Origin of the sequence: Moritella sp. JT01, from assembly GCF_001574435.1 — a bacterium.
GTDB lineage: Bacteria > Pseudomonadota > Gammaproteobacteria > Enterobacterales > Moritellaceae > Moritella.
Window position 1 is genome coordinate 1 of sequence record NZ_LOCN01000008.1, and the last position, 15,288, is coordinate 15,288.

A 15,288-nucleotide genomic window follows, 5' to 3' on the forward strand; every position below is an offset into this window, starting at 1 on the left:
TGCAAGTGCTCACACAGATTGCTTGAATAAATTGTTAAAGAGCATACTGAGCGGCTGTTACCGTGTCAGTGGGATGGATTATAGAGAGTTCGATCACATAGGCAAGCGTTATTATAAAATAACCTCACAAACAACAAACTCTGTATGGATTTAGTACAGAACCGTTTTTTTCCACTCTTAATCGTAGATAAACACCCCAACATAGCGAATCAGTCCATTTAAAAGTCACTATTTACGGAGCCAGATAACTAGTAATGTCTATTTATCGCGATACAATAAGCTTAACCAAGGAGATAAACCCATGACTGAACTTAAAAAACAAATTATCGCAGAGATGAAAGTTAAACCAAGTATCGATATCGCCGATGAGATCCGTAGTCGCATTAACTTTATCAAGCAGCATTTAACTAACTCAGGATTAAAAAGTTTAGTATTAGGTATAAGTGGTGGTATTGATTCATCAACTTGTGGCCGATTATGCCAACTTGCGATTGAAGAACTTAATACTGAACACGGTAATGACGATTATAATTTCATTGCAGTACGGTTACCTTACTCTGTACAGGCTGATGAAGATGATGCACAAAAAGCACTTCGCTTTATTAATCCAAAAACATCTGTCACAGTCAACATCCAATCAGGTGCAGATAGTATTCATGCAGAAGTACTCGAATCCGTGAAAGCAGCAGGATTACCAGAAAGCACCGCATTCAACCAAGATTTTAATAAAGGTAACGTAAAAGCAAGAATGCGCATGATTGCACAATATGAAATTGCAGGTTTATATCAAGGTTTAGTACCAGGGACAGATCACAGTGCAGAAAACATTTCCGGTTTCTTTACTAAGCACGGAGATGGAGCTTGCGATCTAGCGCCATTGTTTGGTTTGAATAAACGTCAAGTGAGATCTCTCGCTGCCTATTTAGGCGCATCAGAATTAGTTTATCAGAAAGTACCTACAGCCGATTTGGAAGAAGACCGCCCTCAATTAGAAGATGAAATAGCCTTAGGTGTTACTTATGAGCAAATAGATGATTTCTTAGAAGGAAAAGCGATCGATGTTAAAGCTGAAGCAAAAATTATCGATACCTATAAAAGAACGACTCATAAACGTAATCCAATTCCAACCCCGGTGTAACGCATAGTTAATGAGACGAATTAAAAAGCAGAGACTTATCTCTGCTTTTTTATAGTTAAAATAACATTAACGCTTACTTTGCAATTTTAGTTGGTTTTGGCCAATTTTTGATATGGCGTTGTTTCACTCGCGTGATCACAAGTTCATCGGCAGCGACATCTCTCGCGATAGTAGAACCGGCGCCAACAACGGCATTTTTACCAATAGTAACAGGTGCGATCAATTGGCTATCTGAACCAATGAATGCGCCATCTTCAATAACCGTCTGGAATTTATTTACCCCATCATAGTTACAAGTAATAGTACCCGCACCAATATTTACTTTTTCACCAATAATGCTATCGCCAAGATAAGCAAGGTGACCAGCTTTAGAGCCTTTACCTAATGTTGTTTTTTTCAGCTCGACGAAGTTACCTACATGTGCATCGTCTTCCAGTATAGTATTAGGACGTAAACGCGCAAATGGGCCCACACTACAATCAATACCAATTGTCGCTGATTCAATAATGGAGTTTGGTTTTATCTCAGAATTATCACCAATATGACAATCTTTCAAAATACAGTTAGCACCGATAGTGACACCACGACCAATCGTTACCTTACCTTCAATGATAACATTAATATCAAAAGTAACATCGTTACCAACATTCACTTCACCGCGTAAATCAAAGCGACGTGGATCAAGCATAGTAACGCCTTGCTCCATGAGTTTATATGCTTGTAATTCTTGGTATGCGCGTTCTAGTTCAGCCAATTGCATACGGTTATTCACACCTTCGACTTCGATATTTGCAATCGGGTGAACGGCGTTAATCGTGCGACCAGCTTTATGCGCAAGTGCAATTACATCCGTTAAGTAATATTCAGCTTGCGCATTATTATTATCTAACAGAGATAACCAGTGCTGAAAATCAGCCCCATTAGCAACGAGAATACCGGAGTTAACTTCATTAATTTTAAGTTGTTCTGCTGATGCATCTTTCTGCTCAACAATACCGACAACTGTCTCGCCATCACGGACAATGCGACCATAACCCGTCGGATTATCTAATTTCACAGTAAGTAAACCAATACCACCTTCAGGCTGTGATTGGCATAAATGTGTTAACGTTTCTTGACTAATTAATGGTACATCGCCATACAATACCAATACCTGTTCATCTGCTTTAAATTGATCAGCAGCCTGCTGTACCGCATGCCCTGTACCTAATTGCTCGGCTTGCAGCACCCAATCTAATTTGTCATCTTTGATCCGCGATTTGAGTAATTCTGCACCATGGCCATAGACTAAGTGGATATCGTTAACATCTAACTGTTTTACGGTATCAATAACATGTTGAACCATTGGTTTTTTAGCGATAGGGTGAAGAACTTTAGGGAGATCTGAACGCATACGCGTTCCTTTACCAGCGGCAAGAATAACAACACTAATAGGCATAATGGACTCTTATCTGAATGATGACATTGAAAATATAAATAATATGTTCAGGTTATAGGGAATTATTAAATTTAACAATATGCAGAGTGTATTAAAGGCATAAAAAAAGCGACCCTAAGGTCGCTTTATGACAACTGAACGTGTTCAATTAAAAATTAAAATTAATTGTATTTTTTAACCAATTTAAGCACGCGTAGTTGAGCAATAGCATCAGCCAGCTGAACAGCTACTTGAACGTAATCTACATCTTGATTAGTTGCAGAATTGTTAAGCAGTTCTTCAGCTTGTCTTTTGGCTTCTTGCGCTTTGGCTAAATCTAGATCTTCTGCACGAATTGCAGTATCAGCCAGAACGGTAACTTCACCCGGTTGTACTTCACAAGTACCACCAGATACGAAGATAACTTCTTCTTCACCGTGTTGTTTAACCAAGCGCACCATGCCAGGTACTATACCAGTAAGTAGTGGAGTGTGACCGGCTAAAATACCGAACTCACCACCAGAACCGGTAATTTGAACGCTTTCAGCACGGCCGGAAAATAACACTCCTTCAGCGCTTACTACATTCAAATCAAAAGTCATAGCCATAGTGCCCTCGCTTAGTTACATTTTCTTCGCAGCTTCAACAGCATCGTCGATTGAACCACAATACATGAACGCTTGCTCAGGAAGATCATCATAATCACCCTCTAGCAGGCCTTTAAAGCCACGTAGAGTTTCTTTTAGTGATACTAGAACACCTGGGTCACCCGTAAATACTTCTGCAACATGATACGGTTGAGTTAAGAAACGTTGGATCTTACGAGCTCGAGATACGATTTGCTTATCTTCTTCAGATAGCTCATCCATACCTAGGATCGCAATGATGTCTTTTAACTCAGTATAACGCTGTAGTACACCTTGAACACCACGAGCGATGTCGTAATGTTCTTGACCAACTACTAGCGGATCTAACTGACGAGAAGTAGAATCTAGTGGGTCGATCGCAGGGTACATACCCATTGAAGCAATATTACGGTTCAGTACAACTGTTGCATCTAAGTGAGCAAATGTTGTTGCTGGAGATGGATCCGTTAAATCATCCGCAGGTACGTATACCGCTTGGATAGATGTAATTGAACCACTCTTAGTTGAAGTAATACGTTCTTGTAGGATACCCATTTCTTCAGCTAGTGTAGGCTGGTAGCCTACTGCTGATGGCATACGACCTAACAGTGCAGATACTTCAGTTCCCGCAAGTGTATAACGATAGATATTATCGATGAATAATAATACATCTTTACCTTCGTCACGGAAGCGCTCAGCCATAGATAAACCAGTCAAAGCAACACGTAAACGGTTACCTGGAGGCTCATTCATTTGGCCGTAAACCATGGCTACTTTATCAAGTACGCCGGCTTCTTCCATCTCGTAGTAAAAATCGTTACCTTCACGAGTACGCTCACCAACACCAGCAAACACAGATAAACCTGAGTGAGCTTTAGCGATGTTGTTGATCAGTTCCATCATGTTTACGGTTTTACCAACACCGGCACCACCGAATAGACCGACTTTACCACCTTTAGCAAATGGGCAAATCAAATCGATAACTTTAACACCCGTTTCTAACAATTCGTTAGAAAGTGACTGCTCTTCATAAGAAGGGGCTGCACGGTGAATTTCATAACGCACATCTGTAGGAATAGCGCCTTTACCGTCAATTGGGTTACCAAGTACGTTTACAATACGACCAAGACACGCGTCACCAACAGGCACGCTAATCGCGCTACCAGTGTTAGTTACTTTAAGGCCTCGGCGTAAACCGTCACTTGAACCCATAACGATACAACGAACAACACCACCACCAATTTGTTGCTGAACTTCCAGCACCAATTCAGATAGGTTAGCGTCGTCAAATGTCAGTGCATCGTACACTTGAGGTACGGATTGCTGTGGAAACTCAACGTCCACAACTGCACCGATGATCTGGACAATAATACCAGTACTCATTTTAAATCCTCTAAACTTTACAAGTTTGCCTAAACCGCTGAAGCGCCAGCACAAATTTCAGAAATCTCTTGTGTAATGGCAGACTGACGGGCTTTGTTAAATACTAACTGCAGCTCATCAATAATGTCACCAGCATTGTCTGTTGCATTTTTCATTGCAAACATACGTGCTGCTTGTTCAGATGCTGCGTTTTCAACAACACCTTGATACACTTGAGATTCAATAAATCTAACTAATAATTTAGTTAAAAGCTCAGCAGGTTCACCTTCATATAGGTAATCCCAGCCATGCTTCGGTAATGCTTCATTTTCTTCCGATGCAGGCAACGGCAGTAGTTGATCGATAGTTGGTTCTTGCGTCATTGTATTAACAAATTTGTTATATACAACGAATAAGCGATCCAACTTCCCATTATCGTATGCTTCTAGCATAACTCGAACAGAACCAATCAAATCATCTAACTTAGGTGCTTCACCGAGGTTTGCTGTATTAGCAACCACGTTTCCACCTACGTTAGCGAAAAATGTACCAGCTTTAGCACCAATAAGCCCTAAATCTATATCTACATTTTTGTCAGACCATCCCTTCATATCAGAGATAGTTTTTTTGAAAAGGTTAATGTTCAAGCCACCGCATAGACCACGGTCAGTTGAAATCACTATATAACCAACACGTTTCACGTCACGTTCTTCTAGATACGGATGAGAGTATTCTAGAGAACCTTCGGCGAGATGACCGATCACTCTGCGCATTGTGTTAGCGTATGGGCGACTAGCTGCCATGCGATCTTGTGCTTTACGCATTTTACTCGCGGCAACCATCTCCATTGCGCTGGTGATCTTCTGAGTATTAGTAATACTCCCGATCTTGTTTTTAATTTCTTTAGCGCCGGCCATTTGCTTCTCCTATTAAGCTAACTGTGGCAGCAAAGGCTGCCACCGCTCTTACCAGGTTTGTGTAGACTTAAAGCTTTCAAGTAAGCTTGACAGCTTAGCTTGAACATCTTTGTCGTACGCGCCTGTTTCATTAATAGAAGCAAGTAAATCAGCGTGTTCTGCTTTAGCATAAGCTTGTAGAGACGCTTCGAAGCTAACAATTTTGTTAACTGCGACATCTTCTAATGCGCCAGTTTCTGCTGCATATAAAGATAGAGCCTGCTCAGCAACAGTCATTGGAGCATATTGGCCTTGCTTCATTAGCTCAGTAACTTTTGATCCATGATCAAGCTGCTTACGCGTTGCATCATCAAGGTCAGAAGAGAATTGAGCAAATGCTGCTAATTCACGATACTGTGCTAGTGCGGTACGAATACCACCAGATAGTTTCTTAATGATCTTCGTTTGTGCAGCACCACCAACACGCGATACAGAGATACCTGGATCAACAGCAGGACGAGTGCCTGAGTTAAACAGCTCTGTAGTCAAGAAGATCTGACCATCGGTAATAGAAATTACATTCGTTGGTACGAACGCAGATACGTCACCACCTTGGGTTTCAATGATAGGTAGCGCAGTTAAAGAACCCGTCTTGCCTTTCACTTCACCTTTAGTGAATGCTTCTACGTATTCAGCGTTTACACGAGCAGCACGCTCTAGTAGACGTGAATGCAGATAGAAAACGTCACCTGGGTATGCTTCACGGCCCGGTGGACGACGTAATAGTAATGAAATCTGACGGTAAGCAACGGCTTGCTTAGACAGATCATCATATACGATCAGCGCATCTTCACCACGGTCACGGAAGTATTCACCCATGGCACAACCAGCGTATGGAGCTAGATATTGTAGTGCCGCGGCTTCAGAAGCCGTTGCAACAACAAAAATAGTATTTTCCATTGCGCCATGTTCTTCAAGCTTACGTACTACGCTAGCGACGGTAGAAGCTTTCTGACCGATTGCTACGTATATACATTTGATGCCTGAGTCTTTTTGGTTAATGATTGCATCGATAGCGATAGCACTCTTACCAACCTGACGGTCACCAATAATAAGCTCACGTTGACCACGACCGATTGGGATCATAGCGTCAATCGCTTTGATACCGATCTGGATAGGTTGATCAACCGATTTACGTTCCATTACACCCGGTGCAATTACTTCAACAGGAGAGAAACCATCGTTGTCGATTGGTCCTTTACCGTCGATAGGCTCACCAAGTGTGTTTACAACACGACCTAATAAGTTGCGACCTACTGGCACTTCAAAAATACGTCCAGTTGAACGTACTTTTTGGCCTTCTGCAAGACCCATGTAAGAACCCATTACTACCGCACCAACAGAGTCACGCTCTAGGTTAAGTGCGATACCAAAACGGTTGCCAGGTAATTCAATCATTTCGCCTTGCATACAGTCTGCAAGGCCATGAATACGAATAATACCATCGCTTACTGAAACGATAGTACCTTCATTTCTTGCTTCACTAACAACGCTGAATTTTTCAATACGTTGTTTGATCAGATCACTGATTTCTGTAGAATTCAGTTGCATGCTATTCCCCAATTACGATTGTAGCGCTTCCGCAAGTTTATTTAACTTACCGCGTACAGAGCCATCAATAACTAAATCACCAGTCTGAATAATCAAACCACCAATTAACGTGTTATCAACGTTGCAATTTAACTTAACTTTGCGTGCTAAACGTTTTTCCAACGCGATTACAATATTTGTTTCTTGCACTGCCGTTAATGGCATTGCAGAAGTAACATCGGCTTCAACAGATTTCTCATGTTCCGCTTTGTAGTATGCAAATAAAGTAACAATGTTTGGTAATGCGCTTAAACGAGCGTTCTCGGCCAATACTTTAATAAAGTTTTGGCCTGATTCGTTAAGTTGCTCATCAGCTACCTTGATAAAGATATCAGCGATAGCGTGTGCACTTACAGCACCATTTAATAATGTAGAAATATCTTTATTTACTGCAATTTCCGCCGTAAACGCTAACATATCTTGCCATTTATCAATAGCCTGTTCCTTAACGGCAAAATCAAATGCAGCTTTAGCATATGGACGAGCAATAGTAGTCAAATCAGACATAAGCCCCCCAGTTGTTAAAGTTCTGCAATGATTTTGTCTACGATGTCACTATTAGCAGCGACATCAATAGAACGTTCGATAATTTTTTCAGCACCGGCAATAGCTAAGCCAGCTACTTGTTTGCGTAACTCTTCTTTTAGACGATTACGTTCAGCTTCAACTTCAGCTTCCGCTTGAGCAAGAATTTTAGCTCGCTCCGCATTTGCTTCTTCTTTAGCTTCATCGACAATTTGAGATTTACGCTTGTTTGCTGCATCAATGATATCTGCCGCTTTCGCTTTAGCATCTTTCAATTGATCTGTTGCTTTAGCTTCCGCTAGCTTCAGATCTTTAGCAGCTTTATCCGCACTTGCAAGACCATCGGCAATTTTCTGTTGACGTTCTTCGATAGCCGCAATCAGTGGTGGCCATACATATTTCATACAAAATAGTACGAATAACGTAAACGAAATCGCTTGGCCTAAAAGAGTTGCGTTGATATTCACAACGAACCTCCTTGGTTAGTAGTGGACCAAAAGCTGATTAAGCGATGAATGGGTTCGCGAATAATAGGAATAATGCGATACCAACTGCAATCATAGAGATCGCATCAAGAAGACCAGCAACAATGAACATTTTAGTTTGTAGTGCTGGCGCCATCTCTGGTTGACGAGCAGAAGACTCTAGGAATTTACCGCCTAAGATAGCGAAACCGATTGCTGTACCGAATGCAGCAAAACCTAGTAAGATAGCAACAGCGAAGATAGTAGCTGATACAATTTCCATTTTATTCTCCAAATAAGATAAAAAATTTTAATTAAAAATTTGTGTTTATAAATTAATGATCTTCACATGCACTGCTTAGATAAACCATAGACAGCATCATGAAGATAAACCCTTGTAGAACGATTACCAAAATATGGAAAATCGCCCATGGCACACTTAGTCCCCACTGAAGGTACCAAGGCATAAGCGCGATCAAAATAAAGATCAGCTCACCTGCGTACATGTTACCAAACAAACGAAGCGCTAATGAAATAGGCTTAGCCAGTAAAGTAACCATTTCCAGTGCAAAGTTAAAAGGAATAAATAACCAGTGGTTAAATGGGTTCATAGTCAGTTCGCGAGCGAACCCTTTGACACCTTTAACCTTGATGCTGAAACCAACAATAAGAAGAAAAATACTAATCGACATAGCGAATGTAGTATTTAAATCCGTTGTTGGAACAACTTTCATGTAGTCAATTCCCATTGCTTTTGCGGCTTCAGGAATGAAATCCACAGGAACCAAATCCATTGTATTCATCAGAATAACCATCATGAAGATAGTTAATGACAGCGGTGCAATTAACGCGTTACGACCATGAAAAGATTCTTTCACGATGTCGTTAACGAACTCGATACTCATTTCAACAAAACATTGAAACTTGCCTGGTACGCCCGTTGTCGCTTTCTGACCAACTCGATAGAATGTCCCTAAGAATAAAATCCCTAAAGCGAGAGTTACGAAAAGTGTGTCTAGGTGCCAAGTCCAAAATCCTTCACCAACCGCTAAATTAGTTAAGTGATGTTGGATATATTGGGTCGACGTTAGTGCTTCACCTGTTGCAGACATTTTTCATCCCAGTTTTTTGTTCATAAAATAAGGAGCAAATAATTGTGAGCCTATTGCTAATGAGAACGTCACGTAAAGAGGAAGATAATTCACCTTAACGAAACCTAATACCACAATAAAGAACACAACTGTCAGTACCAATTTTAGCGATTCGCCTAATGCAAATGATGCTACAACATCTTGAATCTGTCTGGCGCCCATAAACCGGAAAGCCAAACGGGTAAAGATGTAATTTGGCAAGACATAAATAATGCCACCAAAGATTGCAGAGCGAGCTGAAAGCTCACCATCAATAAGCAAAAAGGTTAACGCGCAAACGGCCACTAATAGCACCTGAAACACAATCAATTTAATAGCTTGACTGAGCGCATTCATTGCTAATTTATTTGACACAATAAACCCCTAAAACAATCTTTTTGAAGCATTCAAAAAAAATATATAAAAACGCTTCTAAAAGCAGGATAAATTATACGTTGAAGTGGTGCTAATGCAACTCATTGCAAGCCAGATAAGGAGAGCTAAGTAGAATATTCTGAAAAATGCGATATGACAGGCGTTACCCACTAATGAGTACCGCCCTTATAATATTAAATTCTAAACAACGCAGTTATTATGAAATAAAGTTATTTTGACATCAGGTGAAATATAAACCTTTGATATTTCAAGTGAAGATAATTGTAAAGAAAAGCCTATCTTACTGAGCTAAGTATATTTATTGACTCATAACTGCACTTTTAAAAATATTAACTTAATTTGATCTTTATCATCCAGAGATTAAAATTTAACCCAAAGTTGCAACTATATCATCCAATTCAGCAAGGCTCGTATAGTCAATTGTTAACTTCCCACAGCCATTTGCACCTTGTTTGATGATAACCTTGGCTTTTAATCGTTCCGATAAGCGATATTCTAGGTTAACAACATCGGGATCTTTTACCTTTATTGGGCTTATTTCAGCTTTAGGTTCAAGTAGCTTTCTCACCAATTTTTCGGTATCCCGAACCGTTAAACCTCGCTGGGCAATATTGCTTGCAGCTTGTGATTGCAGCTCACCTTCAAGTGCTAATAATGCACGGGCATGACCCATTTCAATATCACCATGCTCAAGTAATATTTTAACGTCGGTATTTAAGCTATTTAAGCGTAATAAATTAGAGACTGAAGCTCGTGATTTACCTACCGCATCAGCGACCTGTTGATGCGTTAATGAAAACTCTTCAATTAAGCGCTGTAATGCCGTTGATTCTTCCATTGCATTTAAGTCTTCTCGTTGAATATTTTCAATCAGAGACATCGCCATCACCGCTTCGTCAGCCACATCTTTGACGATACAAGGAACTTTACTTAAACCCGCTAATTGCGCAGCTCGCCAGCGACGTTCGCCAGCAATAATTTCAAATTTTTGCGCGCTAAATTCACGCACCACGATAGGTTGGATAATACCTTGTGCTGTAATTGATGCAGCTAACTCATCTAAGGCATCCGTAGCCATGTCTTTACGTGGTTGATACTTACCTGGATACAACCATTCAATCGGTAATTTTTTGAATTCATTCTCAACGGTTAGTATCGATTGCGATAAATCATCAGCAGCTTGTTCTTTGGTTCTTGCAATGGCACTGGTACCGAGCAAAGCATCCAGACCTTTACCTAACCCTCTTTTTTTCGCGTTCATGCTTGTTCCTTTGTCTGTTCGCTCTGTTCATCAGCTAATTCTTGACGACGAATAATTTCACCGGCGAGCGCTAAATATGCTTTAGCCCCGTTAGATGATTTATCATAATACATGGCAGGTGCACCAAAGCTCGGTGCTTCAGCTAAGCGAACATTACGCGGGATCACCGTGCGATAGACTTTATCCCCGAAATGTTGCTTCAGTTGTTCGGACACGTCAGATGCTAATCGGTTACGTGGGTCATACATAGTACGCAGTATGCCTTCGATTTTTAACTCAGGATTCACAGCGGCGGATAATTTACTGGTGGTATCCATCAATGCGGTAAGTCCTTCTAGCGCATAATATTCACATTGCATTGGCACTATAATTGAGTCTGCAGCAGCCATAGCATTAATTGTTAATAAGTTTAGTGATGGCGGACAATCAATAAAAATATAATCGTAATAATCTTTTACCTCCGCTAATGCATTCTTCAACCGTAACTCGCGGGCAAAGAATGCCATTAACTTAATTTCTGCCGCAGTGACATCTTGGTTTGCTGCAATCAGATGATATTTACCCGACGTTTCAGTCACCACGACTTCTTTTACTGATTTCTCATCAACCAATAAATCATAGGCAGAATACTCGACGCTATATTTGTCGACACCACTGCCCATGGTTGCGTTACCTTGTGGATCAAGATCAATCAGCAATACCTTACGTTTAGTCGCCGACATTGAGGCTGCTAAATTGACACAAGTAGTTGTTTTTCCTACGCCACCTTTTTGGTTAGCTATTGCTATGATTTTGCCCACAAATGTTCCCTATTATTTAATCTCAGACATGATTATTAGATGACGTTCGCCCTCTAACTCTGGCACTGTTAGTTTATGTGCAACTTCCAGTTTAAATTTAGTATTCAATGTTTTAATTTCACCCGTTGGTTTTACCCCTTTCAACGCATAAAACAATCCATCTGGTTTTGGTAAGTGCTTACACCAATGTAACATATCTTCTAGTGAAGCAAACGCACGACTTAATACCCCATCAAATTTAATTTCTGGGTGATACTCTTCGACACGAGATTGCACAGGTGTGACGTTGGTTAATTTTAATTCATGTACAGCTTGGGTAATAAAACGCATTCGTTTGCCTAAACTATCAAGTAACACAAATTCTTTGTCAGGATTCATGATTGCTAGCGGTAAACCCGGTAAGCCAGGGCCAGTACCAACATCAATAAAACGTTCACCTTCTAAATATGGGCTCACGACAAGACTGTCCATGATATGTTTTACTAACATGTCATCGGGATCACGTACCGAAGTTAGATTGTATGCCTTATTCCACTTGTGTAATAAAGTCACTAATGCCACTAATTGCTGCTTTTGGATATCAGTAACAACCAAAGAGGTTTGTGCTAATAATGCTTCGAGGCGGTTGATCATACGTAGATTTACTCCGGTAAAACGCGATTATTTAAGTTAATATTAAATCGTAGAAAAAAAGAAAAAGACAACCTACTAAGTAAGGTAGAGGCACCTTAGTTAAATAGTAACATTGCGAATTAGGGAATGATGTCAAAAATGCAGTTATATAGCCACCGATAAATGCGTTAACGGTGGCTGTTGTACTCATTATTTATTTACTGAGTAGGTTTTGTTTTTTCAAATAAATTAACAGAATTGAAATCGCAGCAGGTGTGATACCTGAAATACGAGATGCCATACCAATCGTTTGTGGTTTAACGTCGACTAACTTAGCAATAACCTCATTAGAAAGACCTTTAATTTTTGCGTAATCTAAATCCGTTGGTAACAAGGTATTTTCATGACGCAATTGCTTTTCAATCTCAGCTTTCTGACGGTTAATATAACCTTCATACTTAATCGTAATTTCAACTTGTTCTGCAGCAGATTCATGTTGCAGTTTAGGACCCAGCTCTTCAATTGTCATCAAGGCGTTATAGGTTACTTCAGGACGACGAACAAGATCTTCTAATGTATGTTCACGTGATAATGGTTTAGCCAGTAATGCATTGATCTTATCCGCAAATGCTTTATTCGGATTGATCCAAGTAGAACGTAAACGTTGTTGCTCCAGTTCAATAGCTTCCATTTTCTCGTTAAATACTTGCCAGCGATGATCATCAACTAAACCGAGTTCACGACCTTGCTCCGTTAAACGAGAATCCGCGTTGTCTTCACGCAGTAATAAGCGGTATTCAGCACGACTGGTAAACATACGGTACGGTTCTTTGGTCCCTAATGTTGCAAGATCGTCGACTAACACACCCAAGTAAGCCTGATCACGGCGTGGATGCCATGTATCTTCTTCTCGTGCTGTGCGTGCTGCATTTAAACCAGCAAGTAGCCCTTGTGCCGCGGCTTCTTCATAACCAGTGGTACCGTTAATTTGACCCGCGAAGAACAAGCCTTCGATAAATTTACTTTCTAACGTCAACTTAAGATCGCGGGGATCGAAGTAATCATACTCGATCGCATAACCAGGGCGAGTAATATGGGCATTCTCTAAACCGCGGATCGAACGAACAAGATCGACTTGTACATCATACGGTAAACTTGTTGAGATGCCGTTAGGGTAAACTTCATGTGTTGTTAAGCCTTCAGGCTCGATAAAAATCTGATGCGATTCTTTATCTGCAAATCGCGTGATCTTATCTTCGATCGATGGACAATAACGCGGTCCAATGCCTTCAATCACACCTGTGTACATTGGGCTACGATCCATACCACTGCGGATCACATCATGGGTCTTATTATTAGTATGGGTAATGTAACAAGGTATCTGTTGTGGATGATCTTTACGGCTACCTACGAAAGAAAATACCGGTGTAGGATCATCACCGTGTTGTTCTTCCATCACAGAGAAATCAATTGTACGACCATCGATACGAGGCGGTGTGCCCGTTTTCAAACGACCAGTACGGATAGGCAATTCGCGTAAACGTGCAGCTAACGAAACGGAGGCAGGATCACCAGCTCGGCCACCCGCATAGTTCTGTAAGCCAATGTGGATAAGCCCATCAAGGAATGTACCAACCGTCAATACCACTGATTTCGCTTTAAACTTAAGTCCTGTTTGCGTGACAACACCAACAACACGATCGTTTTCAATAATAAGATCATCAACAGATTGTTGAAATATAGTTAAGTTTTGCTGATTTTCAAGTTTTTGGCGTACTGCTGATTTATACAATAAACGATCCGCTTGTGCACGTGTTGCTCGAACTGCAGGACCTTTACTTGAATTTAATGTTCTAAATTGGATACCACCGAGGTCTGTGGCTTGGCCCATGATACCGCCTAGTGCATCAATTTCTTTAACCAAGTGACCTTTACCAATACCACCGATGGCTGGATTACATGACATATGTCCAAGCGTATCGATGTTATGGGTTAATAATAATGTATTTCGTCCCATACGAGCAGCAGCAGAAGCAGCTTCTGTGCCAGCATGTCCGCCACCTACGACGATAACTTCAAATTGTTCATGGTATGCCATGTATCACCTCGGTTTTATTTGGCGGATATATTCAGAGCGGCACAGTTTACGGTTTTCTCTAACAGATGCAAATGATCTTAAATATATTTTTTATTTAGATCTAACTGTTGATCTTAAGATCTTATAAGAGATCTTATTAGATCTATTATTAAGGGAGCCTTGATCTGTTGATAACCCTCTTTGATCTAGAAAGATCATGCGTTTAGCTGCGATCACTTACTGTTAGTAAGGGTTGTGCTTGTTACGTATAAGTTGGGTATAAATAGCCGAGTTATACACAGGCCGTTGGGGAACTGATTTATTCTACAAGGATAACTATAGGTTGATCACAAGAAAGATCTATAGTTATCCACAGAAAATAAAAATAAAAAAATACGATCATGGTTATATTATAGCCATTTTTTAGACCATTCAGGGAACCATATGTCGATCGCATCTTCAGGGATCGGCGTTTCCAGCGTGCAAATTTCGAGTGTGATCGCCACTTTTTCGGCATTCAATTGTGTTAATTGACGATCGATCATGTGTCCTGCATTGCAAAATTGATCATAAGACTTAGAGCCTAGTGCGATCACGCTGTATTTTATCGAGCTTAAATCGGGATTGTTTTGTGCGAGTTGTTGTGCGAAAAGGGCGATATTTTCTGGGTAATCACCAGCGCCATGGGTTGCAGTACAGATGATCCAAGGGTTGTTTTTGTTGATCGGTAAGTCTTTTAGTTGAGGATCGAGGTGTATATTGGCTTTGAAGCCTTGATCAACGAGCTTCTCTGCTAAATGATCAGCTACATATTCAGCTGATCCCAAGGTCGTACCGACAATAATTTCGAATGTATACATGGTTTTCTCTTATTTAATGGTTTATTCCGATAGTTTTATTGTAAAATATCATCAACAATTATTATTTTATTTAT

At 40.5% G+C, this 15,288-nt stretch carries 16 protein-coding genes; 1 reads left to right on the plus strand and 15 read right to left on the minus strand.

Annotation, left to right across the window (positions count from 1 at the left end):
* Positions 1-301: 301 nt before the first annotated feature.
* Entirely contained in the window at positions 302-1,138 is an 837-nt protein-coding gene (gene nadE, locus AKG98_RS10055; RefSeq protein WP_067045184.1) for an ammonia-dependent NAD(+) synthetase, read from the plus strand.
* Between the two features lie 73 nt (positions 1,139-1,211).
* Here the strand turns inward: nadE and glmU are convergent, their stop codons facing one another.
* The 15 genes from glmU to mioC form a co-directional block, all read right to left on the minus strand.
* The gene (gene glmU / locus AKG98_RS10060; RefSeq protein ID WP_067045187.1) at positions 1,212-2,576 is read right to left on the minus strand and encodes a bifunctional UDP-N-acetylglucosamine diphosphorylase/glucosamine-1-phosphate N-acetyltransferase GlmU; all 1,365 of its coding nucleotides are present in this window, start codon (positions 2,574-2,576) and stop codon (positions 1,212-1,214) included.
* Positions 2,577-2,737: 161 nt separating this feature from the next.
* The gene (locus AKG98_RS10065; RefSeq protein WP_067045195.1) at positions 2,738-3,163 is read right to left on the minus strand and encodes a F0F1 ATP synthase subunit epsilon; all 426 of its coding nucleotides are present in this window, start codon (positions 3,161-3,163) and stop codon (positions 2,738-2,740) included.
* 15 nt (positions 3,164-3,178) lie between these two features.
* Positions 3,179-4,564: a F0F1 ATP synthase subunit beta gene (gene atpD / locus AKG98_RS10070; protein WP_067045198.1), complete on the minus strand. Its 1,386-nt coding sequence runs from the start codon at positions 4,562-4,564 to the stop codon at positions 3,179-3,181.
* Between the two features lie 29 nt (positions 4,565-4,593).
* The gene (gene atpG, locus AKG98_RS10075; protein WP_067045201.1) at positions 4,594-5,460 is read right to left on the minus strand and encodes a F0F1 ATP synthase subunit gamma; all 867 of its coding nucleotides are present in this window, start codon (positions 5,458-5,460) and stop codon (positions 4,594-4,596) included.
* A 48-nt stretch (positions 5,461-5,508) separates the two neighbouring features.
* Positions 5,509-7,050: a F0F1 ATP synthase subunit alpha gene (gene atpA / locus AKG98_RS10080; RefSeq protein ID WP_067045204.1), complete on the minus strand. Its 1,542-nt coding sequence runs from the start codon at positions 7,048-7,050 to the stop codon at positions 5,509-5,511.
* 12 nt (positions 7,051-7,062) lie between these two features.
* A complete protein-coding gene (gene atpH, locus AKG98_RS10085; RefSeq protein WP_067045207.1) occupies positions 7,063-7,596 on the minus strand; it encodes a F0F1 ATP synthase subunit delta in 534 nt (177 codons plus the stop codon).
* A gap of 14 nt (positions 7,597-7,610) precedes the next feature.
* Entirely contained in the window at positions 7,611-8,081 is a 471-nt protein-coding gene (atpF, locus tag AKG98_RS10090) for a F0F1 ATP synthase subunit B (protein ID WP_067045210.1), read from the minus strand.
* 37 nt (positions 8,082-8,118) lie between these two features.
* Positions 8,119-8,361: a F0F1 ATP synthase subunit C gene (gene atpE / locus AKG98_RS10095; protein ID WP_006034084.1), complete on the minus strand. Its 243-nt coding sequence runs from the start codon at positions 8,359-8,361 to the stop codon at positions 8,119-8,121.
* A gap of 52 nt (positions 8,362-8,413) precedes the next feature.
* The gene (atpB, locus tag AKG98_RS10100; RefSeq protein WP_067045213.1) at positions 8,414-9,190 is read right to left on the minus strand and encodes a F0F1 ATP synthase subunit A; all 777 of its coding nucleotides are present in this window, start codon (positions 9,188-9,190) and stop codon (positions 8,414-8,416) included.
* Between the two features lie 3 nt (positions 9,191-9,193).
* Positions 9,194-9,583 carry an ATP synthase subunit I gene (locus AKG98_RS10105; RefSeq protein WP_067045216.1) on the minus strand — a complete coding sequence of 130 codons (390 nt, stop codon included), beginning with the start codon at positions 9,581-9,583 and terminating at the stop codon, positions 9,194-9,196.
* Positions 9,584-9,971: 388 nt separating this feature from the next.
* On the minus strand, positions 9,972-10,865 hold the full coding sequence (locus AKG98_RS10110) for a ParB/RepB/Spo0J family partition protein (protein WP_067045219.1): 894 nt from the start codon (positions 10,863-10,865) through the stop codon (positions 9,972-9,974).
* A complete protein-coding gene (locus AKG98_RS10115; RefSeq protein WP_067045222.1) occupies positions 10,862-11,665 on the minus strand; it encodes a ParA family protein in 804 nt (267 codons plus the stop codon). Before AKG98_RS10115 ends, AKG98_RS10110 begins: the two co-directional genes overlap by 4 nt.
* Before the next feature lie 12 nt (positions 11,666-11,677).
* On the minus strand, positions 11,678-12,298 hold the full coding sequence (rsmG, locus tag AKG98_RS10120) for a 16S rRNA (guanine(527)-N(7))-methyltransferase RsmG (protein ID WP_067045225.1): 621 nt from the start codon (positions 12,296-12,298) through the stop codon (positions 11,678-11,680).
* Positions 12,299-12,491: 193 nt separating this feature from the next.
* On the minus strand, positions 12,492-14,375 hold the full coding sequence (mnmG, locus tag AKG98_RS10125) for a tRNA uridine-5-carboxymethylaminomethyl(34) synthesis enzyme MnmG (protein ID WP_067045228.1): 1,884 nt from the start codon (positions 14,373-14,375) through the stop codon (positions 12,492-12,494).
* Positions 14,376-14,764: 389 nt separating this feature from the next.
* Positions 14,765-15,214: an FMN-binding protein MioC gene (gene mioC / locus AKG98_RS10130; protein ID WP_067045231.1), complete on the minus strand. Its 450-nt coding sequence runs from the start codon at positions 15,212-15,214 to the stop codon at positions 14,765-14,767.
* Positions 15,215-15,288 lie beyond the last annotated feature (74 nt).

What these genes read in the sequence shown, in the direction of transcription:
- nadE (WP_067045184.1), top strand. Translation starts at nt 302, where the DNA reads ATGACTGAACTTAAAAAACAAATTATCGCAGAGATGAAAGTTAAACCA.
- glmU (WP_067045187.1), bottom strand. Translation starts at nt 2,576, where the DNA reads ATGCCTATTAGTGTTGTTATTCTTGCCGCTGGTAAAGGAACGCGTATG.
- AKG98_RS10065 (WP_067045195.1), bottom strand. Translation starts at nt 3,163, where the DNA reads ATGGCTATGACTTTTGATTTGAATGTAGTAAGCGCTGAAGGAGTGTTA.
- atpD (WP_067045198.1), bottom strand. Translation starts at nt 4,564, where the DNA reads ATGAGTACTGGTATTATTGTCCAGATCATCGGTGCAGTTGTGGACGTT.
- atpG (WP_067045201.1), bottom strand. Translation starts at nt 5,460, where the DNA reads ATGGCCGGCGCTAAAGAAATTAAAAACAAGATCGGGAGTATTACTAAT.
- atpA (WP_067045204.1), bottom strand. Translation starts at nt 7,050, where the DNA reads ATGCAACTGAATTCTACAGAAATCAGTGATCTGATCAAACAACGTATT.
- atpH (WP_067045207.1), bottom strand. Translation starts at nt 7,596, where the DNA reads ATGTCTGATTTGACTACTATTGCTCGTCCATATGCTAAAGCTGCATTT.
- atpE (WP_006034084.1), bottom strand. Translation starts at nt 8,361, where the DNA reads ATGGAAATTGTATCAGCTACTATCTTCGCTGTTGCTATCTTACTAGGT.
- atpB (WP_067045213.1), bottom strand. Translation starts at nt 9,190, where the DNA reads ATGTCTGCAACAGGTGAAGCACTAACGTCGACCCAATATATCCAACAT.
- AKG98_RS10110 (WP_067045219.1), bottom strand. Translation starts at nt 10,865, where the DNA reads ATGAACGCGAAAAAAAGAGGGTTAGGTAAAGGTCTGGATGCTTTGCTC.
- rsmG (WP_067045225.1), bottom strand. Translation starts at nt 12,298, where the DNA reads ATGATCAACCGCCTCGAAGCATTATTAGCACAAACCTCTTTGGTTGTT.
- mnmG (WP_067045228.1), bottom strand. Translation starts at nt 14,375, where the DNA reads ATGGCATACCATGAACAATTTGAAGTTATCGTCGTAGGTGGCGGACAT.
- mioC (WP_067045231.1), bottom strand. Translation starts at nt 15,214, where the DNA reads ATGTATACATTCGAAATTATTGTCGGTACGACCTTGGGATCAGCTGAA.